General features: G+C 50.8%; 18 protein-coding genes. 7 read left to right on the forward strand and 11 right to left on the reverse strand.

The window, feature by feature from the left end:
• Positions 1-115 precede the first annotated feature (115 nt).
• Positions 116-1,762, forward strand: coding sequence for a UxaA family hydrolase (locus DEV76_RS00500; protein ID WP_109694026.1), 1,647 nt, complete (start codon positions 116-118; stop codon positions 1,760-1,762).
• 136 nt (positions 1,763-1,898) lie between these two features.
• Here DEV76_RS00500 and DEV76_RS00505 read toward each other — a convergent pair whose 3' ends face one another.
• The 5 genes from DEV76_RS00505 to DEV76_RS00525 are packed head-to-tail and all read right to left on the reverse strand — an operon-like array spanning position 1,899 to position 7,779.
• Positions 1,899-3,206, reverse strand: a complete 1,308-nt coding sequence (locus tag DEV76_RS00505; RefSeq protein WP_109694028.1) for an MFS transporter — start codon at positions 3,204-3,206, stop codon at positions 1,899-1,901.
• Positions 3,207-3,245: 39 nt separating this feature from the next.
• Positions 3,246-3,908 carry a bifunctional 4-hydroxy-2-oxoglutarate aldolase/2-dehydro-3-deoxy-phosphogluconate aldolase gene (gene eda, locus DEV76_RS00510; protein WP_109694029.1) on the reverse strand — a complete coding sequence of 221 codons (663 nt, stop codon included), beginning with the start codon at positions 3,906-3,908 and terminating at the stop codon, positions 3,246-3,248.
• A gap of 4 nt (positions 3,909-3,912) precedes the next feature.
• Complete coding sequence (locus tag DEV76_RS00515; RefSeq protein WP_109694031.1) at positions 3,913-4,911, reverse strand: sugar kinase; 999 nt, start codon at positions 4,909-4,911, stop codon at positions 3,913-3,915.
• Positions 4,911-6,305: a glucuronate isomerase gene (gene uxaC / locus DEV76_RS00520; RefSeq protein WP_109694033.1), complete on the reverse strand. Its 1,395-nt coding sequence runs from the start codon at positions 6,303-6,305 to the stop codon at positions 4,911-4,913. Before uxaC ends, DEV76_RS00515 begins: the two co-directional genes overlap by 1 nt.
• Before the next feature lie 4 nt (positions 6,306-6,309).
• Positions 6,310-7,779, reverse strand: coding sequence for a tagaturonate reductase (locus tag DEV76_RS00525; RefSeq protein WP_232826834.1), 1,470 nt, complete (start codon positions 7,777-7,779; stop codon positions 6,310-6,312).
• 274 nt (positions 7,780-8,053) lie between these two features.
• On the opposite strand from DEV76_RS00525, the gene mnmA reads away from it, so the two are divergent.
• The gene (gene mnmA, locus DEV76_RS00530) at positions 8,054-9,142 is read left to right on the forward strand and encodes a tRNA 2-thiouridine(34) synthase MnmA (protein ID WP_109694037.1); all 1,089 of its coding nucleotides are present in this window, start codon (positions 8,054-8,056) and stop codon (positions 9,140-9,142) included.
• 343 nt (positions 9,143-9,485) lie between these two features.
• On the opposite strand, the gene DEV76_RS00535 is transcribed toward mnmA, so the two are convergent.
• Entirely contained in the window at positions 9,486-10,649 is a 1,164-nt protein-coding gene (locus DEV76_RS00535; protein WP_109694039.1) for an RsmB/NOP family class I SAM-dependent RNA methyltransferase, read from the reverse strand.
• Positions 10,650-10,767: 118 nt separating this feature from the next.
• Between DEV76_RS00535 and DEV76_RS00540 the strand changes: the two genes are divergently transcribed.
• Positions 10,768-12,180, forward strand: coding sequence for a serine hydrolase domain-containing protein (locus DEV76_RS00540; protein WP_157962639.1), 1,413 nt, complete (start codon positions 10,768-10,770; stop codon positions 12,178-12,180).
• 57 nt (positions 12,181-12,237) lie between these two features.
• On the opposite strand, the gene odhB is transcribed toward DEV76_RS00540, so the two are convergent.
• Both odhB and DEV76_RS00550 read right to left on the reverse strand, forming a co-directional pair.
• Positions 12,238-13,797: a 2-oxoglutarate dehydrogenase complex dihydrolipoyllysine-residue succinyltransferase gene (gene odhB, locus DEV76_RS00545; protein ID WP_109694043.1), complete on the reverse strand. Its 1,560-nt coding sequence runs from the start codon at positions 13,795-13,797 to the stop codon at positions 12,238-12,240.
• 96 nt (positions 13,798-13,893) lie between these two features.
• On the reverse strand, positions 13,894-16,641 hold the full coding sequence (locus tag DEV76_RS00550; RefSeq protein WP_109694045.1) for a 2-oxoglutarate dehydrogenase E1 component: 2,748 nt from the start codon (positions 16,639-16,641) through the stop codon (positions 13,894-13,896).
• A 273-nt stretch (positions 16,642-16,914) separates the two neighbouring features.
• On the opposite strand from DEV76_RS00550, the gene rpsT reads away from it, so the two are divergent.
• The 4 genes from rpsT to DEV76_RS00570 all read left to right on the forward strand — a co-directional run bounded on the left by rpsT (position 16,915) and on the right by DEV76_RS00570 (position 20,890).
• Complete coding sequence (gene rpsT / locus DEV76_RS00555) at positions 16,915-17,169, forward strand: 30S ribosomal protein S20 (protein WP_109694047.1); 255 nt, start codon at positions 16,915-16,917, stop codon at positions 17,167-17,169.
• A gap of 391 nt (positions 17,170-17,560) precedes the next feature.
• Entirely contained in the window at positions 17,561-19,318 is a 1,758-nt protein-coding gene (locus DEV76_RS00560) for a M14 family metallopeptidase (RefSeq protein WP_232826835.1), read from the forward strand.
• A gap of 123 nt (positions 19,319-19,441) precedes the next feature.
• Positions 19,442-20,176 carry a hypothetical protein gene (locus DEV76_RS00565; RefSeq protein WP_109694049.1) on the forward strand — a complete coding sequence of 245 codons (735 nt, stop codon included), beginning with the start codon at positions 19,442-19,444 and terminating at the stop codon, positions 20,174-20,176.
• A 147-nt stretch (positions 20,177-20,323) separates the two neighbouring features.
• On the forward strand, positions 20,324-20,890 hold the full coding sequence (locus DEV76_RS00570) for a hypothetical protein (protein ID WP_109694051.1): 567 nt from the start codon (positions 20,324-20,326) through the stop codon (positions 20,888-20,890).
• Here DEV76_RS00570 and DEV76_RS00575 read toward each other — a convergent pair.
• Genes DEV76_RS00575 through DEV76_RS00585 form a run of 3 tightly spaced genes read right to left on the reverse strand, consistent with a single transcriptional unit; the run spans position 20,887 to position 23,414 of the window.
• The gene (locus tag DEV76_RS00575; protein ID WP_109694053.1) at positions 20,887-21,909 is read right to left on the reverse strand and encodes a beta-ketoacyl synthase chain length factor; all 1,023 of its coding nucleotides are present in this window, start codon (positions 21,907-21,909) and stop codon (positions 20,887-20,889) included. The two genes, DEV76_RS00570 and DEV76_RS00575, sit on opposite strands and share 4 nt — an antisense overlap.
• On the reverse strand, positions 21,899-23,113 hold the full coding sequence (locus DEV76_RS00580) for a beta-ketoacyl-[acyl-carrier-protein] synthase family protein (RefSeq protein WP_109694054.1): 1,215 nt from the start codon (positions 23,111-23,113) through the stop codon (positions 21,899-21,901). Before DEV76_RS00580 ends, DEV76_RS00575 begins: the two co-directional genes overlap by 11 nt.
• A 13-nt stretch (positions 23,114-23,126) precedes the next feature.
• On the reverse strand, positions 23,127-23,414 hold the full coding sequence (locus DEV76_RS00585) for a phosphopantetheine-binding protein (protein ID WP_262509820.1): 288 nt from the start codon (positions 23,412-23,414) through the stop codon (positions 23,127-23,129).
• Positions 23,415-23,437 lie beyond the last annotated feature (23 nt).

Below are 23,437 nucleotides of genomic sequence, written 5' to 3' on the forward strand. Positions count from 1 at the left end.
AGAATGGTATCACTTGGTAGGGGCTTTCGTACCTTTGTGGTAGCGTTAATATTTAATCATGAATACAGACGATAGTATTAACGCAGGTTTTCGAAATGATCTATTTTAGCATATCATGAATACCTTTCTTCAGATTCACCCGAAAGACAATGTGCTGGTGGCTTTACAGGATCTCCCGGCAGGCCGGCAGATTGACTTCAACGGCACATCGATCCAATTGCTGCAAAACGTTCCCGCCAAACATAAATTTCCATTCAGGACGCTCCATTCCGGCGATCCCGTACTGATGTACGGAGTGCTGGTAGGTAAAGCCGTAACTGACATTCCGGCCGGAGAGCCCATTACCGTTAAGAACCTTCAGCACGATGCCGATGCGTTTCACGAAAAAGATGCCTCCATCCAATGGCAGGCACCGGATGTTACCAAATGGAAAAATGCCACGTTTAATGGCTTCCACCGGGAAGACGGACAGGTGGGTACCCGTAACTACTGGCTCGTGATCCCCATGGTGTTTTGCGAAAACAGGAACGTAAACGTTATTAAAACCGCCTTTGAAAAAGGACTTGGTTTCGCGCCAACGGAGGCATATAATGAGCAGGTGAACGACCTTGTGAGCCTGTATAAAAGCGGCAATCTCGACGCCATTAAAACATATCAGGCTGCGGAGACTCAAAAAGCCAATACCCGCAGTGAGATCTTCCCGAATATAGACGGTGTTAAATTCCTCATCCACGAAGGTGGCTGCGGCGGCACCCGTCAGGATTCTGATGCGCTCTGCGCCCTGCTGGCCGGGTACATCCACCATCCCAATGTGGCCGGTGCTACCGTACTCAGCCTGGGATGCCAGCACGCACAGGTTTCTATCCTGCAGGCATCACTTAAAAAACTCAACCCGGATTTCAATAAACCGGTACTGGTATACGAGCAGCAAACAAGCGGTTCGGAGTTCAGCATGCTGAGCAACGCCATCCGTGACACCTTCCTTGCTCTCGTGGAAGCCAATAAACAGGAACGCAAACCCGCTCCTCTTTCAAAGATCGTTATCGGTCTGGAATGCGGTGGCTCCGACGGGTTCAGTGGTATTTCCGCAAACCCCGCCATCGGTCATACATCCGATATGCTGGTAGCATTGGGCGGTACCACCATCCTCTCCGAGTTCCCTGAACTTTGCGGCGTGGAACAGGAACTGATTAACCGTTGCGAAGAAGAAGCCACGGCCGATAAGTTCATCTCCATCATGCGTGCATACGAAAGCCAGGCACAGTCTGTAGGCTCCGGCTTCTACATGAACCCTTCGCCCGGCAATATTAAAGACGGCCTCATCACCGACGCCATTAAATCTGCCGGTGCTGCCAAAAAAGGCGGTACTTCTCCCGTGCGCGATGTACTGGATTATACTGAATACGTGACCAAACCGGGCCTCAACCTGTTGTGTACTCCGGGTAACGATGTGGAATCCACTTCTGCTGAAGTAGGTTCCGGCGCTAACATAGTATTGTTCACCACTGGCCTCGGCACGCCTACCGGCAACCCCATTGCGCCTGTTGTTAAACTGGCTACCAATACCCGCCTCGCACAGCGTATGCCTGATATCATCGATATCAACACCGGCACCATTATCAGTGGCGAAAAAACCATTGCGCAAATGGGTGAAGAGATCCTCGAATACGTGATCAAAGTAGCGAGTGGCGAAGAAGTAACCAAAGCCGAGCTCCTCCACCAGGATGATTTCATTCCCTGGAAACGCGGGGTGAGCCTTTAATCAGCGTTTAAGTAGATGAAAATAGAAAAGCGGCGGGGCCTTTGCTCCGCCGCTTCTTTTTTATCGTTCAGCCAATAAAAAAACAGCACCACTTTTTACGGTGGTGCTGTTTTCCCCTTTAAAAGATTAAACATTCTTACGCTATTTCCGCACGCTCCATTTTAGGTACACAGAGGTGGATCACTAACGTGGCCACCAGGTAAGCGGTGCTGCCATATATGAAGAAGGGAACATAGCTGTCTGTATGGCCGGCGTACCAGGTCATCATAGCACCTGCGATACCGCCGAGCGTGCCACCAATACCGGTTACGGAACCAACGGCGTATTTCGGGAAGAGATCGCCGGGCATGGTGAGGATGTTAGATGAGAAGCCCTGGTGCGCTGCGGTACCGAGGGCAATAATGCCCACCGCTACGTAGTAGCTGCCGGTAAAGGCTGCATAGAAAATCGGTAATGCACACAGTCCGCAGATAACAAGTGTGGTTTTGCGGGCGCGGTTCAGCGTCCAGCCGTTTTTCAGGAATTTGGTGGTCAGCCATCCGAAGAAGATACTGCCGATATCAGAAATGATATAAATGAAAACGAAGGTGAAACCGATGGAAGAAATATCCAGTTTCTGATCCAGCGTATTGTTGCGGGAGAAGAAGAGCGGCAGCCAGGTGAGGAAGAAGTACCAAACACTGTCGGTAAGGAATTTGGCGCCGGCAAAAGCCCATGTCTGGCGGTAACCGAAAAGCCTGATCCAGGATACTTTACCCGGAGGGTCCTGCTCCTTATCACTTTCAATGTATTCCAGCTCTGCTGCGCTGAGCGATTGGCTTTCGCGGGGCTTACGGTACATTTTAATCCAGAATGCGATCAGTATAAAACCCAGCGCCCCTGTCACAATAAAACATACTCTCCATCCAAAATGCTGATTCAGAAACGGAACGGCTAATGCGGTAGCGATCACCCCAATATTTGCGCCCGCATTCATGATACCGGTAGCCTGCGACCGCTCCTTTCGCGGCAACCACTCCGATATGGTTTTATTGGCCGATGGAAAGTTCCCTGCTTCTCCCAATCCCAATGCAAACCTGGCCCCTATTAATCCCCCCGCGCTTTTTACCAGTCCATGCAGCATACCCGAAAGGCTCCATACACCCAGGGCAATCGGGAAGCCTTTGCGAACGCCAATGCGGTCGAGGAACCATCCCACTATCAGGAAACCCAGTGCATATGCGATCTTGAAAGCTGCATCGGTATTACCCAGTGCTTTTTTAAATTCCGCATGATCGGAAGTTCCCATCACATGGTCGGCCGATAAACCCAGAATATCTTTCTGAAAAGTTTCATCAGTAGAGATCATCGACAATACCTGACGGTCGATATAACATATGGTTGTGGCAAAAAAAAGTAATGCGACAATTCGCCAGCGATACCGGCCAATTACAGTGGAATTCATATCAGTTGATTGTTTAAGGGATGATCATTACAGAACAATTTACTGAAACGACCTTAATAATGCAAACGTTTGCTTAATCTTTTCAGCCAGTCCGGACCAGTCCTTTTTAGACAGGATATCTTTAGGGATGAGATTGGATCCCATACCTACGCAGACAACGCCTGCGCCGAACCAGGCTTTCAGATTAGCTATTTCAGGTTCCACGCCACCGGTAGGCATAAACTTCAGGCCGGGGAACAGTGGTTTGATGGCTTTTACGTAATCAGGACCGAGTGCGCTTCCGGGGAAGAGCTTCACCAGTGGTGCACCATTCTTTTCCGCGATGGAAATCTCTGTGGGCGTCATACATCCGGGAATCCAGAGGATGCCGGCAGCTTTGCAGTAAGCAGCGGTTTCAGGGTCTACTACAGGGCACACGATAAAATCGGCCCCCATGTCAGTGAACGTTTTTGCGTCGGCTGCATTCTTAATAGTACCGATGCCCAGTTGCATGTCGGGCATGGTAGCGGTTTTCAGATCGCGCAGATGCGCGAAGTTCTGACGGGTGCCCTCCCCGCGGTTGGTAAATTCGAATACGCGGATACCACCTGCATAACAGGCTTTCATCACTTCCGCACACACTTCAGGATCTTCATGGTAAAATACCGGGATCACCTTCGTGTCTTCAAATGCTTTTACAATTATATCTGGTTGCGTTTTCATCTTACTACATCATTTGCGTGATTGTTTCCCGGGGCGTGAGGTTGAAATCTCCCATCCTGAACAGTTTCGTATAAGCTGCGGCTGCGGCATACCCGATTGTATCCTGCGGGGTAAAGCCATGCAGGTTGGCATGAATAAGGCCTGCCATAAAACTGTCGCCACTCCCCACACGGTCCACCACGTCATTGGTTTCATATTGCCGGCTTACAAACAACTCGCCCTGCGTGTAATACACGGCATAGTACTGGTTGTGTGTGGGCCCTTCCGAAAACCGGAAAGTGAACGCCACGCGGTCGCACTTGGGAAAGCGGGCAATGATAGCTGCTGCAGATTCCCGTGCTGCCTGCAGATATCCCTCTTTCGAGTTCTCCCCTACGGCTTCTTTATTCAAATGCACGCCCAGCATCATATCTGCCGCCCAAATGTTCCCCATGATCACATGGCAGTATTCCGATAGCGCGGGCATTACATCCAGCGGTGATTGTCCATATTGCCAGAGCTTGCTTCTATAGTTCAGGTCGGTGGAGATGGTCATGCCTTTACGGGTGGCAGCCTCCAGCACTTCGCGGCAGATCAGTACTGCATTGGCGTTGAGTGCGGGCGAAATGGCGCTCCAGTGAAACCAGTTGGCTCCTTCCAGTAAGGCATCCCAGTCTACGGTACCCGGCTGTATTTCACTGAAACTGGAGTATTTACGGTCGTACACCACCTCGGAGTGCTTCAGATCTGCTCCCTGCGATAAATAATATGCACCGATTCGGTCGCCGCCCCAGAGCATTCTGTCAGTAGCAATGCCTGCTGCTTCCAGTTGTGCCATAGCCTGGCGGGAAAGGCCATTGTCGGGCGCCTTACTGATGTAGGCTACTGTATTGCCCCATGTGCCCAGTGCTGCGGCTACATTGGCTTCCGCACCGCCAACGTACATGGCTGCGCGGTGATTAGCCCATTCGGGCGAAAGGCGGAATAATATCTCTCCGAAAGTGATGACTGATACTGGTTGCATTAAAAATTAAAATACGCCTGTGCGTTGTTATAGCATATGTTTTGCACCGTTTTGCCCAGCCATGGAATATCGGCGGGCAGTTCACCGTTCTCTGCGTCGTTGCCGAACAAATTACACAATATTCTTCTGAAATACTCATGGCGGCTGTACGACAAGAAGCTGCGTGAATCGGTGAGCATACCTACAAAGCGGCTGATGAGGCCCATATTGCTGAGGGCGTTCATCTGTTTCTCCATCCCGTCTTTCTGATCCATGAACCACCAGCCGGAGCCGAACTGCATCTTACCGGCTACACTGCCGTCCTGGAAGTTGCCCACCATGGTGGCAAATACTTCGTTGTAGGAAGGGTTCAGGTTGTATACTACCGTTTTGGCCAGTCGGTCGTCCTTATCGAGGCGGTCGAAGAATTTGCTCATGGCTGCAGCCATCGACCAGTCGCCGATAGAATCTACGCCTGCATCCGCACCCAGCCTGGTGAGTAAGCGGCTGTTATTGTTACGGATGGCGCCCACATGAAATTGCTGTACCCAGCCTTTTTCGTGGTTCCACTGGCAAATAAAGTGGAGCGTGGCGGATTTGAACATAACTGCATCCTTATCCTCCAGCTGCTTTCCGGCCATTACATCTGCGAATGCCTGTTCCAGCGCTGCTTCCGTAAAATCACTGTATACAAAGTAGTTAAGTCCGTGATCGGAAAGGCGGCCGCCTGCTGCATGGAAGTAGTCGTGGCGGTTTTTAAGTGCCTCCAACAGTGTTTTGTAAGAGTTGATGTTTATCCCCGCTGCTGCGCCCAGCTTTTCCAAATAGGCTTTGAAAACGGCAGGGTCTTCGGTTGCCATGGCTTTATCGGGCCGGAAGGTAGGCAGTACTTTCACATCGAACCCTTCTTTCCGCAAAGCAATATGATGCTCCAGGGAATCGGAAGGATCGTCTGTAGTACAAAGCGCCTTAACCTTGAAATGATGGAGCAGGTTGCGGGTGGAATATTGCGGCAGCTGTGCATTACAGGCTTCATATATTTTGGCGGCGTTATCCCCGTTCAGGGTTTCGCGGATGCCGAAAGGATTGTTCAGTTCCATCGCGCTCCAGTGATAGAGCGGGTTACGTAGTGTATAGGGTACCGTTTCCGCCCATACGCGGAACTTCGTGAAATCATCTGCATTACCTGTGATCAGGTCTTCAGCAACCCCATTGGCCCGCATGGCGCGCCATTTGTAATGATCGCCTTTCAGCCATATCTCCGTCATGTTCGCGAAGGTTTTATTCATCGCAATCTCATCCGGAGGGAGGTGGTTATGGTAATCGATCACGGGCATGTCTTTCGCATAATCGAAATACAGGCGCCGGGCCGTTTCGGTTTGTAAGAGGAAGTCTTCCGACAAAAATTGTTTCATGCGATTATAAAACCTTGGAATGGTGGATGATGTATTCCTTTACGCCGTTTTGCAACATGCCAACGAGGTGATCGGTAACGGTGTCTGCAAAACCGGGCATTTGGTTGAGGTTGGTTTGCCAAAGGCGGTCGTCTGCGCAAATATCACGAACCATAGCGGATATCTCGGGGTACCCTGTTTTAGCAACCGATTTCCAGTAACCGGCAAATATAGCGGCATTGTCGTCGTTGATATCATACAGATCGTCTCCCCGCTGGCCCTGGTACTTGCCGTCGTTTTCCCGCACAGGGCGGAGGAAGAGCAATGTACAGGCAAAGCCCAGCAGCATCATTTCCGGCAGAAGGCCTTTGCTTTCGCGGTAGCGGATCATGGTTTGCACATTGCGTGCATTCATTTTACTGCTCTGCTGGAAAGTGATGGATAATAGTTTATGCTCGATGGCAGGGTTGGCAAAGCGGTCCAGCACATCGGAGGCGAACACGGCTACCTGCGGCCCGAGATGTTCCAGCGTAGGCAGGATCTCCCCTTTCACCACTGTTTCGAAAAAGCGGCGCATGTAGTTGTCTTCCATGCATTCGTACACGGTATTGAGTCCGGAGAGATATCCGAGGGTAACGGCGGCGGTATGACTGCCGTTGAGGATACGCAGTTTCTGTTCGCGGTACGGGGTGATGGTGGGGGCGATGAGCATCCGGTCGTCTCCACGGTGGAAGCCCAGCTTCTGTGCCACACCGGCATCGCCTTCAATGGCCCATAGCAGGAAGGGCTCGGAGTCAATCCACAGTTCATCTTCATACCCTGCTTCTTCCCAGCATTCCGCCAGATTCTTGGGCTTGCCGGGCACTATACGGTCTACCAGCGAACTGCAGAAGCGGTTGCCCTGGCTGATCCACTGGATGAAATTATCCGGCATTTCGTTATACGCTGCCAGTTTGAGGACGATGGAGCGGAGCAGTTCGCCGTTATCCACTACCAGTTCGGTAGGGATGATGACGAAGCCGGGGAGCTTGCGGCGGAAGCGTTCAAACAGGATGGCGAGCAGTTTTCCGGGGAAAGATGCCGGCACTCCTGCCGCCACGTTCTCTTCCACATATTGAATGCCCACTTCCGTGGTGTTGGAAACAATGATTTCCATGGAGGGCTGGCAGGCTGCTTCGAGCACCGCTTCCCAATCTGCATTCGATTGCAATACACGGCTAACAGAAGCATTTACCAGGTATTGATCAACGGGCTTCCCCTGGGAAACACCTTTAATGTGGGTGGTGAACAGTCCGTCCTGCGCATGGAACGCAGCGGCGTCTCCGCCATCGGTGCTTTTCACAATGGCGATACGGCCGTTGAAAATACCCTGTTTATTTGCTTTATCTACGAGGTAATCGACCAGTCCGCGCAGGAGTACGCCGGTGCCGAACTGAAGAATTTTTTCCGGTAACTGAAGATGATCGGAGGTAACGCCCCACTCGGGGTGATTCATAACGTGAGCCTTATTCAAACGAGGTAGCATGCATCTAAATTTAATATATGACCTGGCTAATTTCCGATAAATATAAAATTAGACTGTGACTTTTTTGACGAATAGTTAAAGAATTATGGCAAAAATGCAATATCAATCGTTGTAAATCCATTCATTTTGAATTTTTTCCATCGGGCCTATCGGGTGAAACTATGGTGCTATCAGCAGTATCTATAGGTCGTGCCCCCCTATCCCGGGTATTTTCAGTAATTTTGCACGCTAAACCGATAGGAAAATGAGCAAGCATGGAAAAGTGCTGGTAGCCATGAGCGGGGGCATCGACAGTACCGTTACCGCCCTTATGCTCCATGAGCAGGGATATGAAGTGGTGGGCATCACCATGAAAACCTGGGACTATGCTTCCGCCGGAGCCTCCAAAAAGGAGACCGGCTGCTGCAACCTGGATTCTTTCAACGACGCCCGTGCCGCTGCCGTACATCACGGTTTCCCGCACTTCATTCTCGATATACGCGACGAATTCGGCGATTTCGTGATCAATAACTTCGTGGACGAATACCTCGCAGGCCGCACCCCCAACCCGTGTGTGCTGTGCAATACCCATATCAAATGGCGCGCCCTTATGAAACGGGCCGATGCCATGGATTGTGCCTTCATCGCCACCGGCCACTATGGCCAGATACGTGTGGAGAACGGTAGAGGTATCATCAGCAAGGGGGTAGATGAAACCAAGGATCAGAGCTACGTGCTCTGGGGCCTTGATCAGGATGTTATCAAACGCACCCTCCTACCCCTTGGCGGCTACCGTAAAACCGAGATCCGCCAGATGGCTTTTGATTTCGGATACCCCGAACTGGCCAAGAAAGCCGAAAGCTATGAGATCTGTTTCGTACCCGATAACGATTACCGCGGGTTCCTGAAGCGGAAGGTAGACGGGCTGGAAGAACGTGTAAACGGCGGTAATTTCGTACTCGCCAATGGCAAAGTGGTAGGCCAGCACAAAGGTTACCCCTTCTACACCATCGGCCAGCGTAAAGGGCTTGATATTGCCCTGGGCCGCCCCATCTTCGTTACCGAGATCATCCCCGAAACCAATACCGTGGTACTGGGCGATGAAGAAGAACTGAACCGCAGCGAAATGAACGTAGGCGGCATCAACCTCGTAAAATACGATCACCTCCCCGAAGGCATGGAAGCCGTGGTAAAAGTGCGCTACAAGGATAAAGGCACCTTAGCCAATCTCCACAATTCCGGTGATCTCGTGAAGGTTCACTTCTACGACCAGGTGAAAGGTATTGCACCCGGACAAAGCGCCGTTTTCTACGAAGGCGACGATGTACTGGGTGGTGGCATTATCCGCAGATAAGCATTGTAATTCAGCTATATACAAAGGCCCCTCCGCAAGAGGGGCCTTTTATTTTCTGAGAATCTTTGCCGTGGGATCCTTCTTTCCGGCATGTCTTAAGAATTGTAGTTTACTGTTTCAATGCTGTATTCATGCCACACTGTTACTTTGCTATTACTATAGCATTACTGTTACAATACGGTTTTAATACGGTTACAATACGGTTAGCATACGGTTACAATACTGTTTTAATACGGTTAGAATACGGTTAGAAGAACATTTCCCTATAAAATCCCTGCCTAAAACGACTTTTCACCCCTATTAGGAACACCTCCATCTGATACAATATTAACAGAAGGCTGTTTTATGATTCCTTCCGGGCAACGGTCACGAACATAGAATCCGCATACCGGTTATATCCTTCCACCACCGTGCTTTCCACAATCCGGAGCCCGCATTCCTGCTGTATGTAAGCTGCTGCATCCTCATTCTCTTCCCGGAATACCGAGCAGGTTATGTAGATAAGCGTGCCTCCCGGCGCCAGAAAGGGTACCACATTCCCCGCGATCTTCTTCTGCAGGGCGGCATATTCTGCTATTCTGGCTTTATCGAAGAAATAAAGGTTCTCCGGCGAGCGGCCCCAGGTACCTGAACCGGTACAGGGCGCATCGAGGATGATGCCGTTGAAACGGGTATGAGGTAGCTGTCCCCCTACATGGGGCGATGTAAGATCCACCACTTTGGAGGCATAATCGCGGATACCGGCCTCTGTAAAGCGCTTCCGCAGGTTATCGAGGATGGATGCCCTTACATCGGTGACCAGCAGTCTCAGATCGGGCTGAATGTCGTGGAGGAGGATGGACTTACCCCCGCTGGCGGCGCAGCAGTCCCACCAGTATTCTTTTGCTTTGGGATGAAAGCGCTGGCCGGTTTCCTGTGAGGAGAGGTCCTGTATCTCATACCAGCCTTTTTCGGGGAGGATGGCTTCAGTTTTGGTGCCGTTCGGCAGAGCAATACCATCCGTTCCTACCGTGGCATAGGTTACCCCGGCCTGCTCTAATTGCTTAATTAAGGCTTTCTTACGGCCTGGACGGGCCCGGAGGAACAATCGGGGCTGTTGGAGGAAAGAGCGGCTGAATTGGGCTGTATTGACCGACGGAGACAGTTGCTGCAGGAAGGGGAATACCGCTCCGGCATCCCAGGTAAGTCCGGCTACGGCCAGTTTCTCATCCAGAGAGGCGGCCATGTGGGAGGAAAACGCCGGACGCAGGGCTTCCAGCATGGGTTCAGGGGATGTTTCACAGAGGAATGTGGCCAGTAACAGGCGGTCTTCCACCGGCATATCCAGCTGCCAGCGGCCAAGGCGGTAATATCTGTATACCAGTTGCGTAACCAATTTACGGTCGCGGCTGCCCATCTGGGGCCTGGATTTGAAGAAACTCTTCAGGAAGTGGTGCAGCGGCACGCTGCCATCATAGGCCTCCAGTACGGCTGTGGCCGAACGGAGATAATTTTCCCATCGCGTCATGGCCGCAAAGATAATCGATCCCGCGGAAGCAGTATTTCAAATCGCACCTTATCCTGTTAATCACATTGCAGGGATTCATGTCGTGAAAGCCGTAATTTTAAAAGAAAAATCCCCCTCCATGAAAGCTATCAGAACCCTGCTCTGCCTCTTACTCCCATTAAGCGCCTTCGCCCAGTCTGCAGCAGACAATATGCGCCGTGTTGAAAACGGCCTGATGCCCTGGGTACAGTTCCAGGACCAGCAGCCCATGCGTTTCTCCGTGGAAGACAGGCTTAAAGCCCTTGAAATTCCTGGTGTTACGGTAGGCGTTATCAGAAATTACAAACTCGAATGGGCCAAAGGATATGGCTATGCCGATAAGGAAGAAAAGCGCCCGGTTACTACCGAAACCCTCTTCCAGGCGGCATCTATCAGTAAATCGCTCAATGCTATGGCCATTCTGAAACTGGTGCAGGATGGAAAGCTAAAGCTGGATGAGGATATCAATACCTATCTGAAAACCTGGCACCCCGAACTGAACAAAGGCACCATCACCCTGGCGCACCTCCTCAGCCATACGGCCGGCCTTACCATACATGGCTTCCCCGGATACGAAACAACAGACAACCTGCCTACAACAGAACAGATATTACGTGGAGCCAAACCCGCCAATACCAGCGAGGTAAGGCCCTTTGGCGCTCCCGGAGAAAAGTTTCAGTATTCCGGCGGCGGCACTACCGTTTCCCAGCTGATCCTCACTACCATCACCGGCGAACCTTATGAAAAGTACCTCCAGGCTGCAGTACTGAACCCCATGGGTATGACGCAAAGCTTCTTCTCCCAGCCCCCGCCGAAGGATAAAGCGAATCTGCTGGCCACGGCATATGTGGGTGAGGGTAAGCCCGCTAAAGGTAAGTACCACGTGTACCCGGAGCAGGGTGCAGCCGGCCTCTGGACCAACCCCACCGATCTTGCAAAATACATCATCGAAACGCAGCTGGCTAAAGAGGGCAAATCTTCTAAAGTACTCTCTCAATCCATGACTAAAACCCGCCTCACTCCTTACCTCAATCCCAACTCGGCGTTAGGTGTTTTTATGGCGCGGGATGGCCGCTGGTTCAATCACAACGGCGGCAACTACGGATTTGCCTGTGTGTATTACGGCAGTATGGAAGGCGGCAACGGGTTTGTGATTATGACCAACTGCAACAATTACATGATTATCGATGAGATTGCCCGGGCTATCGGGAATGTATACCAATGGAAAGATTTCCAGGATGAAGAAAAACTACCCTTGCTTCCCGTGCTCCCCGACAGCCTGAGCAGGAAGTATACCGGCAGCTATGTGGAAAAGACTACAAAAGTAAAAATCAATACTTCCGAAGGTGGACTGCATGCTTCTTTCAATGACGGGCAACCCTGCAAAATGTATTTCACACACCCCGACCGTTTTGTGATTACAGAAACCCCGGCTTTTTTCACATTCAAAGGTGATACGCTCCTGTTCAAAAGCGGGCCACGGGAAAGGAAGTTCCTCCGTGAAGTTAAATAAATAAAGAAGGGGCGGCCAATGAAGGCCGCCCCTTTTGCGATATACTATTACGGTAAATTACAGTTTCAGTAAAGCCTTCACCGGATCTTTGCCGAACAGCAGCTGATCGGGATTCTCCAGCATATCTTTCACTCTTACGAGGAAGCTTACGGATTCGCGGCCGTCGATGATACGGTGGTCGTAGCTCAGCGCCAGGTACATCATGGGGCGGATTACCACCTGTCCGTTCACGGCCATGGGACGGTCCTGGATTTTGTGCATACCGAGGATGGCAGACTGCGGGATGTTGATAATGGGCGTGCTCATGAGGGAACCGAATACCCCACCATTGGTGATGGTGAAGGTACCGCCGGTCATTTCGTCCATGGTCAGTTTGCTGTCGCGTGCTTTGGTAGCCAGCTCCACAACTTTCTTTTCGATATCAGCCATGCCCAGGCTTTCTGCATTGCGGATCACGGGTACCACGAGGCCTTTGGGGGCGGATACGGCGATGGAAACATCGCAGTAATCGTGGTAAACGATTTCCTCACCATCGATGTAGGCGTTCACCGCAGGGAATTCCTGGAGGGCGAAGCATACTGCTTTGGTGAAGAAACTCATGAAGCCGAGGTTTACACCGTGGGCGGTTTTGAAGGTTTCTTTGTATTTAGCGCGGATAGCCATGATGTTGGTCATGTCCACTTCGTTGAAAGTGGTGAGCATGGCCGTGGTGTTTTTGGCTTCCACGAGGCGGCGGGAAACGGTTTTGCGGAGGTTGCTCATTTTCTCGCGACGGTCGTTGCGGGAGAAGAGTTCCTGTCCGATCGCCACACCGGGGTTCTGGAGGGCAGCCATTACATCATCTTTCATGATCTTGCCATGGGCGCCGGAGCCTTTGATGCTGGCGGGGTCTACCTTTTTATCTGCGATAACCGCGGCGGCAACGGGACTGGCCTTCACATCATTAGGGATGGAGGTTACAGGGGCCTGTTGTGCCTGGGGGGCAGCCTTGGGAGCGGCAGCGGCCTGTGGGGCGGGTGCTTTACCGGCAGGGCGTGCTGCGGAAGTATCGATCTGGCAGGCAACGTCACCGATGTTCAGTGTGTCGCCGTCTTTTGCAATAGTTTTCAGTACACCGGCTTCTTCTGCATTCAGCTCGAAGGTGGCTTTTTCAGATTCCAGTTCGCAAAGCACTTCATCCCTTTCCACGTAATCGCCGGTTTGTTTCAGCCATTTTACGAGGGTTACTTCACTGATGGATTCACCTACAGTAGGAACTTTGATATCAATCGTGCCTTTGTTGACAGCGGGGGCGGCAGGAGCGGGAGCTGCTTCGGGAGCCGGAGCGGCTGCTGCGGGGGCTGCTGCTGCAGGAGCAGCGGCGGGCGGTGCATCACCTGTTGCATCGGTATCGATGGTGCAGGCTACTTCTCCGATCTTAACAGTGGCGCCTTCTTCTGCCACAATCTTCAGCACGCCGGACTTCTCGGCGGTAAGCTCCAGTGTGGCCTTTTCAGACTCCATTTCACACAGAACATCGTCCTGATTCACAAATTCGCCGTTCTTCTTCAGCCATTTTGCGATAGTAACTTCGCTGATTGATTCTCCTACCTGAGGTATTTTAATTTCGATTATCATGTGTTTAACCCTCCCGTAAAAAGTTACGTTAAAAATTTGATGCGTAAAATTAAGGGCTTTCGCGTTAGTGCGGTCAGCCTTTCTTTTACTTTCTCCTTAAATATTGAATGCGGTATCGATGATTTCCTGTTGTTCCTGCGCGTGTACTTTGCCATAACCGGTGGCCGTGGCGGCGCTGGGGTTGCGGGAGATGACGCCGTAATTGAACTGCTTGAGGTTCATCTGCAGGAAGCTGGCAGCACCCATGTTCAGGGGCTCTTCCTGAACCCAGAACCATGTAGCGCCTTTGTATTTCGACTGGATAGCTTCCAGCTGCGCAATGGGCAGGGGGTACAGCTGCTCGAGGCGAACAACGGCCACGTCCTTCCGGTCGTCCTTCATTTGCTTCTCGCTCAGGTCGAAGTACATTTTGCCGGTGCAGATGAGCACTTTCTTCACTTTTGAAGGATCGGTGATGAACGGATCGTCCAGCACTTCCTTAAAGCCTCCCTGGGTAAAGTCCGTAGCCGGACTGTAGCTCCGCACATGGCGCAGGTTGGCTTTGGGGGAGAAGTTGATCATCGGTTTCCGGAACGGCAGTGCCAGCTGGCGGCGCAGTGCATGGAAGAAGCTGGCCGAGGTGGTGCAGTTGGTGATGAAGATGTTGTATTCGGCGCATTGCTGCAGGAAACGTTCCAGGCGGGCACTGGAGTGCTCGGGGCCCTGGCCTTCGTAACCATGCGGCAGCAGCATTACCAGCCCGCTTTGCTTCTGCCATTTGGTTTCGGCAGAAGTGATGAACTGGTCGATCAGCGTTTGCGCGCCGTTCATAAAGTCGCCAAACTGCGCTTCCCAGATGGTCAGTGCATTAGGATTGGCGATAGAATAACCATATTCGAAGCCCAGCACGGCAAACTCGCTCAGCAGGGAATTGTAGATACGGAACTTACCCTGGTTCTCGCCGATGCGGCTGAGACGGCTGTATTCCTCATCGGTTTCCTCGCTGCGGAGTACGGCATGGCGGTGGGAGAAAGTTCCCCGCTTCACATCCTGCCCGCTGAGGCGCACGTCTTTACCGGCACCCAGGATACTGGCATACGCCAGCAGTTCGCCAGACGACCAGTCGAGCAGCCCCTGTTCGGCAAACAGCTTCTGTTTATCCTTCAGGAGTTTTTCGATCTTACGCAATTGCTTAAACCCATCCGGGATGGCCATGATATCGGCAAACAGCTTTTCGAGCTCTTCTTTGGAGATTGCGGTGTCGGGAGATTTCACGAAATCTTCCGGGGTCGATTTCCGCAGTTCCTGCCACCATACTTCCGGCTGCTGGTATTTATACGGGATCGGGTGTTGCTTCACATTGTCGAGGCGCTCCTGAAGGTCTTTCCAGAAAGACTTTTCCATTTCCGTGGCGAGTGCCGCGTCCACATCACCATTGGCGATGAGTTGTTTGGAATAGATCTCGCGGGGATTAGCGTGTTTCTCGATGGCTTCGTACAGCTTGGGCTGGGTAAACTTGGGATCGTCCCCCTCGTTGTGGCCATGCTTACGGTAGCAAACCATGTCGATATAGATATCGGAGTTGAATTCCTGACGGTAACGGGTGGCGATTTCTGCCACTTTCACGGTAGCTTCCACATCATCCCCGTTCACATGGAACACGGGAGCCTGAACAATGGAGGCTACGCTGGTGCAGTAGTCGGATGAGCGGGCATCTTCGAAATCGGTGGTGAAACCGATCTGGTTGTTGATCACGAAGTGCATGGTACCGCCGGTATAGTAACCGCGGAGCTTGCTCATCTGGGCTACTTCATATACCACGCCCTGTCCGGCAATGGCGGCGTCGCCATGGAGGAGGATGGGGAGGATCTGATCGTAGTCGCTGTTATAGATCACATCGGCCTTGGAGCGGGCGAAGCCTACTACCACGGGGTCTACCACCTCAAGGTGTGAGGGGTTGGGAGTGAGCTGCACGTTCACTTCCTTGCCGTTAGGCGTCTGGATGCTGGCGCGGAAGCCGAGGTGATATTTTACGTCGCCCGAGCCCATAGTGGTGTCGGGAACGGCGGTTCCTTCAAATTCTGAGAATATCTGCTCGTAGGTTTTGCCGAGGATGTTGGCCAGTACGTTCAGACGGCCGCGGTGGGCCATACCGATTACGGCTTCTTTAACACCGTATTCAGCAGCAGTATTGATCATGGCATCGAGCGCAGGGATGGTGGTTTCACCTCCTTCGAGGGAGAAACGTTTCTGGCCGATGTATTTGGTGTGCAGGAATTGTTCGAACATCACGCCCTGGTTCAGTTTACCGAGGATGCGTTTCTTCTGTTCTGCTTTCAGGGGAGCACGGAGGGTGGTCTCCATTTCCTTCTGCAGCCATTCGATCTTTTTGAGATCGTTGATATAGGTGAATTCGATGCCTACTTTACCTGCATAGATTTCTTTTACATGCTGAACGATCTTTTCGAGGGGAGCTTTGCCGATCCCGATGATCTGGCCGGCATAGAATTCTGTTTTAAGATCGGCATCGGAGAGGCCGAAATGTGCGAGGTCAAGATTGGCATGCCTGTCTTTTCTTTCGCGGATGGGATTTGTTTTGGCGATAAGGTGGCCTTTTTTGCGGTAGGCCTGAATGAGGCGGTAAGCCGCCAGTTCCTTGGTCAGCTGTTCGTTCGAAACTCCCAGAGCGGTGGTGCCGGTTGCCGCGGCGCCTGCTTTCCCGTTTGCGTTGCTCACTGCAAAGTCGAATCCTTCAAAAAATTTGATCCAGTCCGGGTCTACCGAGGCCGGATCTTCGCGGTACGAATTGTACAGCGATTCTATGTACGCCGGGTGCGAGTTGGTGACAAACGAAAAGTCCTTCATTTACAACGAATTTAAGCTTGGTCTTTAATTCTGCTTTAACCTATAACAAGAAAAATGTGTTACGGGATTGCAAATATCGCTAAAGATTTGGGATTTTGCGGCCTTTTTACCGGATTTACAGGGTGGAAAACGTGTTGGTTTTTCACATTTTTTCATGATCTTTGTTCGCATTCCGCAATGGTAAGACCGGTAAAATCCTGAAATCCCGGTATTTATTTTTGTTTATAAAAAGATAAAACTTACCTTTGCCGTCCGAAACTTGAAATTTAAACAATGGCAAACCATAAAGCAACAAAAAAAGACGTACGTCAGAGCAGAAAGCGTAATGAGCGTAACCGTTACTACGGCAAAACGACCCGCAATGCCATACGGGATCTGAAGAAACTGACCGACAAAGCCTCAGCTTCCGAGAACCTCCCGGAAGTGATCTCTATGATCGACAAACTGGCTAAGCGTAACGTTATCCACAAGAACAAAGCAGCTAACCTGAAAAGCAAGCTCGCCTCTAAGGTGAACGCTCTCGCTTAATAGTCAGCCTGTTAACATAATTTTCCAGCTCTTCCCTGCAACACGGGAAGGGCTTTTTTAATTTCCCGGATTCCCTCAGGTTAACCCTTTTCCGCTCCAAACTCAGATCTTCTATCTTTCCCGGGAGATTCCCTGACTCGCCAACCTTATCCTTACAGTTGCTACTTACGCCATCAAGCCCCCCTGTATATCCATTAAATAACACAATTTGCAATTATAACCTCTTTTGAGCAGGCCCGTTTGTTCAGTACTCCTTCAGTGAACCTTCAGTCAAACACCCTCAAACCTATACCACCACTGAACACCACTGAAGGATCACTGAAGGATGGCAGGAGGATGTCAGCAGGTTTTGTATATTTACAACACCTTTCAACAATCAAACACTTAACCGTTGATTATCAATCATCTAAACCGAACCTGGCGCAGCTTTGCGCTGGCAGCTTTGTTTGCCGCATTCTCCCAACACACTAAGGCACAAGACTTAACGACAAAATACGAGCGCTCCGGCGCCCGGGAAACCGTAACCTATGCCGAATGCATCGATTACTGGAAAACGCTCGTCCGCCGCTTCCCGCAGCTCCATATCCGGGAAATAGGAGCTACAGATGCAGGGTTCCCCCTCCACCTCGTCACCCTCTCCCCCGACCGGGACTTTGACTATGCCAGCCTGCACCGCAAAAACCGCCGTATTATCCTCATCAACAACGGCATCCACCCCGGTGAACCTGATGGCATAGATGCCACCATGATGCTGGTACGCGACCTCTGCCTCGGCAAAAAGAAGCTCCCGGCCAATGTGACCCTCGCCATTATCCCCATCTACAATATCGGCGGAGCGCTCAACCGCTCCGAATTCTTCCGGGTAGATCAGAATGGCCCCGATGCCTTCGGTTCCCGGGGAAACGCCCAGAACCTGGATCTTAACCGGGATTTCATTAAAGCCGACTCCCGTAACGCCCGCACCTTCCACCAGATCTACCACCTCACCGATCCGGACGTGTTTGTGGACAACCACGTAAGCAATGGTGCTGATTACCAGCACGTCATGACCCTGCTCGCCACCCAGCACGGTAAACTTGGCGGTGTTATGGGCGCTTACCTCCACGATACTTTTGAACCGGCCCTCTATAAAATGATGGCTGAGAAAGGGTACGACCTCCTCCCCTATGTGAACCACTTCGGGCCAACGCCCGACAGCGGTTGGACTGCCTTCGCCGACGGGCCCCGGTATTCCAGCGGATACACCACCTTATTCCACACCTTCGGCTTTGTACCCGAAACCCATATGCTGAAGCCCTACAAACAGCGTGTAGAGGCAACCTATGCCCTGATGGAATGCTTCATCCGCTTCACCTCCGAGAACAGTAATAAGATCAAAGCCCTCCGCGATGCTACCCGGGCATCCGTAAAAACGCAGGAAAGCTTCCCGCTCAGCTGGCAGCCTGATGTTAGTAGGCCACAATTGTACACGTTCAAAGGTTATGAAGCTGGTTACAAACCCAGCGAGGTATCCGGACTGCCGCGGCTTTACTATGATCGCAACAAACCATACGAAAAGCAAATCCGGATATTTAACCACTTTGAGCCGGACAACTTCGTAACCAAACCTGAAGCTTATATTATTCCGCAGGGATGGTGGACTGTGATTGAGCTGCTGCAAAACAATAAAGTACAGATGAAGCGCCTCACCCGTGATACCATCATCACTGTTGAAGTATATACCATCAAGGATATAAAAACCGTAGCGCAGCCCTATGAAAAACATTACATGCATCACGGCGTAACTACGGAAACATCGCAACAAAAAATTGCATTCCGGAAAGGTGATTATCTCATCCCCATGAATCAGGCGGCTAATCGTTTTGTTGTGGAAACATTGGAACCGAAAGGTGCGGATTCTTACTTCGCATGGAATTTCTTTGATGCTATTCTGGGAAAGAAAGAAGGGTATTCAACGTATGTGTTTGAAGATACTGCAGGTGAGTTCCTCCGTCAAAATCCTGAAGTACGAAAAGCACTTGAAACACGCCGTGCCAGCGATTCTTCGTTTGCAAAAAGCGGTGGTGACCAGTTGAATTTCGTATACCGTCAATCCCCCTGGAACGAGCCGGGATTCATGCGGTATCCGGTGTTCAGAATAGTGAAATGATACTAATACTCTCAACAAGCAATTCTTCATCGAATCGACAGAAAAAAAATAACTGCCAGAAAAATTTTTCAGTTACAAAAAAATATACATTGCCATCATTGTTTAACATTTTAATATTAATCTATGACGCAAGAAACGTTGGCAATTTTAAACGCAATTAATTCATTAGGCACAGAGATGGCCTACAAGTTCGACTACCTGGATGGTAGAATTGACGGACTGGAGAAGAGGATGGACAGGTTGGAATTTAGATTCGATGGACTGGAGAAGAGAATCGACGAGATGGAAATCAAATTTGAGATGAAATTTGATTTGATCGATCAAAGATTCACCATCATGGACAGCAAATTTGATTTGATCGATCAAAGGTTCGAATCAATGGACAGCAAATTCGACATGATCCACCTTAGGTTTGATGAAATGGATGAGAAATTTGAATTGATCGATCAAAGGTTCACCATCATGGACAGCAAATTTGAATTGATTGATCAAAGGTTCGGGTCAATGGACAGCAAATTCGAATTGATTGATCAAAGGTTCGAATCTATGGACAGCAAATTCGAATTGATTGATCAAAGGTTCGAGTCAATGGACAGCAAATTCGAATTGATTGATCAAAGGTTCGAATCAATGGACAAGAAATTCGAATTGATTGATTTAAGGTTTGATGAGGTAGACAGAAGATTCGATGACGTAGACAATCGGTTTGAACTGATGCATACCCGGTTCAACCTTCTTGAAATCAGATTAGCACCCATCGAAAGCAGCCTGATCCGCATTGAATCCGATCTTGATCAGATTGAAGCCTGGACGGGTTACAGGGCTGATCCGAATCTGCCGAAGTCGCGGAAAAACTAAGTAAAATTGCCCTCGAAAATGTTATCCCATGTTATTGATTAATACCCACATAGTTTAATACCCACTGGCCGCTCCCGATAAAGGAGCGGCCTTTTTTCTTCTTATGTCCTGAAAAGTATATCTTAATCTTATTATTCCCCTTATCCTATGTACGCATTTGAATTTGCCGCGGTGGTTTTTAATTGTATCCTCATTGCAGCCGTGTTCAGACCCGGCCGGAAGAAAACCGCGGCACGGGAGCCTAAAATGTGGCATATCCCCCTTGCCGCAGCCATTATCTTTTTTCTCATAGCTTTTCTTACTGGTGGTTTCACGCTGGCAATACTATTATGCCTTATCTTCTCCGTCATTGCAGCATCAGGCGCATGGTTCAGGGAAAGAAACCGTAAACAAAAAGAGAAAATGCCATGGTTCACTGAAATCTGTGAGGCCATTGAAAATTCGAAACATTACAATAACAAGGGGATAATTTCACCTGCCATTCTGCATGAATTCATCAGCTCAACTACCACCATTGCAATCGCGAAACAATTATTGCAGGAAAACCGGGATAACGATATCTATGACCTAAAACCGGATCTGACTAATCCATTCAGCCGGTCTGCACTACTCGTCTCCTTTACATCCGGCGACAATAAAACTTACTTAGTCCTATTGCACGAAAGTGAGACGGGATTGTTGATGGAAACTGCGGGTATTTGGGAACGGGTTTAGGACTTACTTCCCTGCAGCAACACAAACGTATGCTGCTCCCCGTAAAAGTTATTGTAAAGAAGGGCAGTTTTATGGCGGCCGGAAAGTAACTCCTGCGTGGCCGTCCACATACCGAAAGCGCCGGCGGTATCGTACTCGCCGCAGTATTGTTTGAAGTGAATTTTCTCTACGGAAGAAGGGAGTACCTTTTCAGCCACGTCGTAATAATGATCGAATCGGGTATCGCCATTACGGCCGCTTACCAGCAGATCGATTTCTTCCGGGGCAACGCCTTGCTGTGTGAGGAATTGAGAGAGACTGGCAGTGAGCTGCTCAGGTGTGGGTTTATAAAGCATCTGCATGCCTTTCAACTCAACTGCAGATGGAGCGGTGCCGATGAGGAAAAATACGGAACCTTCACCTGCAATGGTACCCTGGGTATCGGATCCCAGCATGTCTGCCGGTTGTGTGAGTTCGGTTTTCCAGTAGCCGATACGGCTTTTGATGTAGTGATGTTCAACTGTCATTTCGTCGAAACCACCGGTGAGTACACTTTCCGCTACGCCTTCCTGAATCTGCAATATGCTGTCGAGGAGGGCGTGTTCGAAAGAGAAACCACGGTGAACGAAAGTATTGTTATAGTCGGTGCATTGCTGCTGCAATGCTATCAGTCCGTTTACGGAATTGTAGGTGGACTGTATGAACGGCGTGGGATTGAGGGCCGTTTCTTCATACGTACGGATATCGTGCAGGAACTTCTCGGTATCCTGCAGGCTGCCACGGCCAGTGCCGGTGATGATAGCACCCGGAACGGCAGAATTACAGTTGCGGAGGCATTGCAATGCCGAGGTTAAACCCATCTTCAGCAAACGGCTCATACGGCGCAAACTGTTGGGCGGGATAAAGCCTGTATACGCCGGCTCCACGGCGCGCATCAGATTACGCTCCGTGAGGGGAAGCAGTTGCGGTATGTAATCTCCCGTAAAGCTTTGCTGGGGGGAGATAGCCGCACTGGACTGTATGTAGCACTTAATATCCATACTTACTGATCACGAGTGATGCATTGTTACCGCCGAACCCGAAGGAGTTAGACACCACGTTCAGCACGGGCGACTCTTCCAGCAGGCGCGTTTCCGGTGAGATGCGCAGCTCTTCCATTCGCGCATTAAAATTGAGATTTGGCCAAATCATCTGCCGGTTGATGGACAACACGGAAAAAATGGCCTCTATCGCTCCGGCTGCCGCAAGGGTGTGGCCGGTAAAAGGTTTGGTAGAACTGAATGAAGGTACGTTGTCGCCAAAGAGCCGTTCCAGTGCCCGGCCTTCAGATACATCGTTATTGAGCGTGGCGGTACCGTGGACGTTGATGTATTGCACATCTTCCAATGTGCGGCCGCTCATGGCAATGGCCTTGCGCATAGCCTCAAAAGCGCCATCACCTTCCGGTGAGGGCGATGTGGGATGGAAGGCTTCGTTGGTATTGCACCACCCGCTCAGCTCGGCCATGGGCCTTGCCTTACGGCGTTGTGCGAAGCTTTCTGATTCCAGTACGAGGTATGCCGCACCTTCGCCAAGGTTAAGACCATTCCGGTCGTTGTCGAAGGGCATGCAATGCCTTTTGTCGATATTTTTAAGGGAATTGAAGCCGTTGATGGTAAACCGGGTAAGGGCTTCGGTACCGCCGCATACTGCGCGCTGAACGAGTCCTGCGCGAATGAGCCTTGCGCCATACATGAGTGCATTGGCGGAGGAAGAGCATGCGGTACTGATGGTGGTAACGTAGGCAGTGAGGCCGGTGTGGTCAGCGATGCGTTGTGTACAGTCTGCACAATCGAGGGCATCGATGAGTTGCAGGAAAGTGCCTTCCTTTTCGGGGTCGAGAATATCGAAGTAAATCTTCTCGGTATCGCACATGCCTCCAACGGTGGAGGCATTGATGAATGCGGTGGGCGTTTCTGCGGCATCGCGGATGCCTGCGGAAAGCAGTGCTTCCTGCATGGCTATGAGGCCGAGGAGCGTGGTGCGGGTGAAGCCGGTGGCATCGGTAATACCGGCCATTTCCGCCAGTTCTGCCGTACTGCATTTCACTTCACCTACCGGCAGCACATCGCGGTGAATGGTATCCACATATTGCGAGTACCCGATGCCGCTCCGTTGCGCCCGGAGGCTGCGGAAATTCTCCTCCACGTTATTCCCGATGGCGGAGATCATACCCATCCCTGTTATCAGCACACGTTCTGCCATACAGTTCAGCGGATTAAGCCGCCTGTTTGCTCATGATGAATTCTGCCATGGTCTGCACGCTCTGAAGGATCTTACGGCCTTCGCGCGGGTCTTCCACTTTAATCTTATAGTTCCTTTCCAGCAGCACCATCAATTCCAGCGAATCGATGCTGTCGAGCCCAAGACCTTCGCCGAACAGGGGAGCATTGTCGTCAATGTCTTCCGGTTTGGTGTCCTGCAGGTTGAGGGCTTCGATGATCTGCTGTTTGAGTTTCAGTTTTAATGCTTCCATGTTGTTGTAGGTTTTACGCCAGTGGCGTATTCCGGGGGAGTAAAATTAGTTGT

The organism is Chitinophaga deserti (assembly GCF_003149455.1).
Taxonomy (GTDB): domain Bacteria; phylum Bacteroidota; class Bacteroidia; order Chitinophagales; family Chitinophagaceae; genus Chitinophaga; species Chitinophaga deserti.

Excerpts from the sequence above, each read along its gene's own strand:
- DEV76_RS00500 (WP_109694026.1), top strand. The coding sequence starts at position 116 with ATGAATACCTTTCTTCAGATTCACCCGAAAGACAATGTGCTGGTGGCT.
- DEV76_RS00505 (WP_109694028.1), bottom strand. The coding sequence starts at position 3,206 with ATGAATTCCACTGTAATTGGCCGGTATCGCTGGCGAATTGTCGCATTA.
- eda (WP_109694029.1), bottom strand. The coding sequence starts at position 3,908 with ATGAAAACGCAACCAGATATAATTGTAAAAGCATTTGAAGACACGAAG.
- DEV76_RS00515 (WP_109694031.1), bottom strand. The coding sequence starts at position 4,911 with ATGCAACCAGTATCAGTCATCACTTTCGGAGAGATATTATTCCGCCTT.
- uxaC (WP_109694033.1), bottom strand. The coding sequence starts at position 6,305 with ATGAAACAATTTTTGTCGGAAGACTTCCTCTTACAAACCGAAACGGCC.
- DEV76_RS00525 (WP_232826834.1), bottom strand. The coding sequence starts at position 7,779 with ATGAATCACCCCGAGTGGGGCGTTACCTCCGATCATCTTCAGTTACCG.
- mnmA (WP_109694037.1), top strand. The coding sequence starts at position 8,054 with ATGAGCAAGCATGGAAAAGTGCTGGTAGCCATGAGCGGGGGCATCGAC.
- DEV76_RS00535 (WP_109694039.1), bottom strand. The coding sequence starts at position 10,649 with ATGACGCGATGGGAAAATTATCTCCGTTCGGCCACAGCCGTACTGGAG.
- DEV76_RS00540 (WP_157962639.1), top strand. The coding sequence starts at position 10,768 with ATGAAAGCTATCAGAACCCTGCTCTGCCTCTTACTCCCATTAAGCGCC.
- odhB (WP_109694043.1), bottom strand. The coding sequence starts at position 13,797 with ATGATAATCGAAATTAAAATACCTCAGGTAGGAGAATCAATCAGCGAA.
- DEV76_RS00550 (WP_109694045.1), bottom strand. The coding sequence starts at position 16,641 with ATGAAGGACTTTTCGTTTGTCACCAACTCGCACCCGGCGTACATAGAA.
- rpsT (WP_109694047.1), top strand. The coding sequence starts at position 16,915 with ATGGCAAACCATAAAGCAACAAAAAAAGACGTACGTCAGAGCAGAAAG.
- DEV76_RS00565 (WP_109694049.1), top strand. The coding sequence starts at position 19,442 with ATGACGCAAGAAACGTTGGCAATTTTAAACGCAATTAATTCATTAGGC.
- DEV76_RS00570 (WP_109694051.1), top strand. The coding sequence starts at position 20,324 with ATGTACGCATTTGAATTTGCCGCGGTGGTTTTTAATTGTATCCTCATT.
- DEV76_RS00575 (WP_109694053.1), bottom strand. The coding sequence starts at position 21,909 with ATGGATATTAAGTGCTACATACAGTCCAGTGCGGCTATCTCCCCCCAG.
- DEV76_RS00580 (WP_109694054.1), bottom strand. The coding sequence starts at position 23,113 with ATGGCAGAACGTGTGCTGATAACAGGGATGGGTATGATCTCCGCCATC.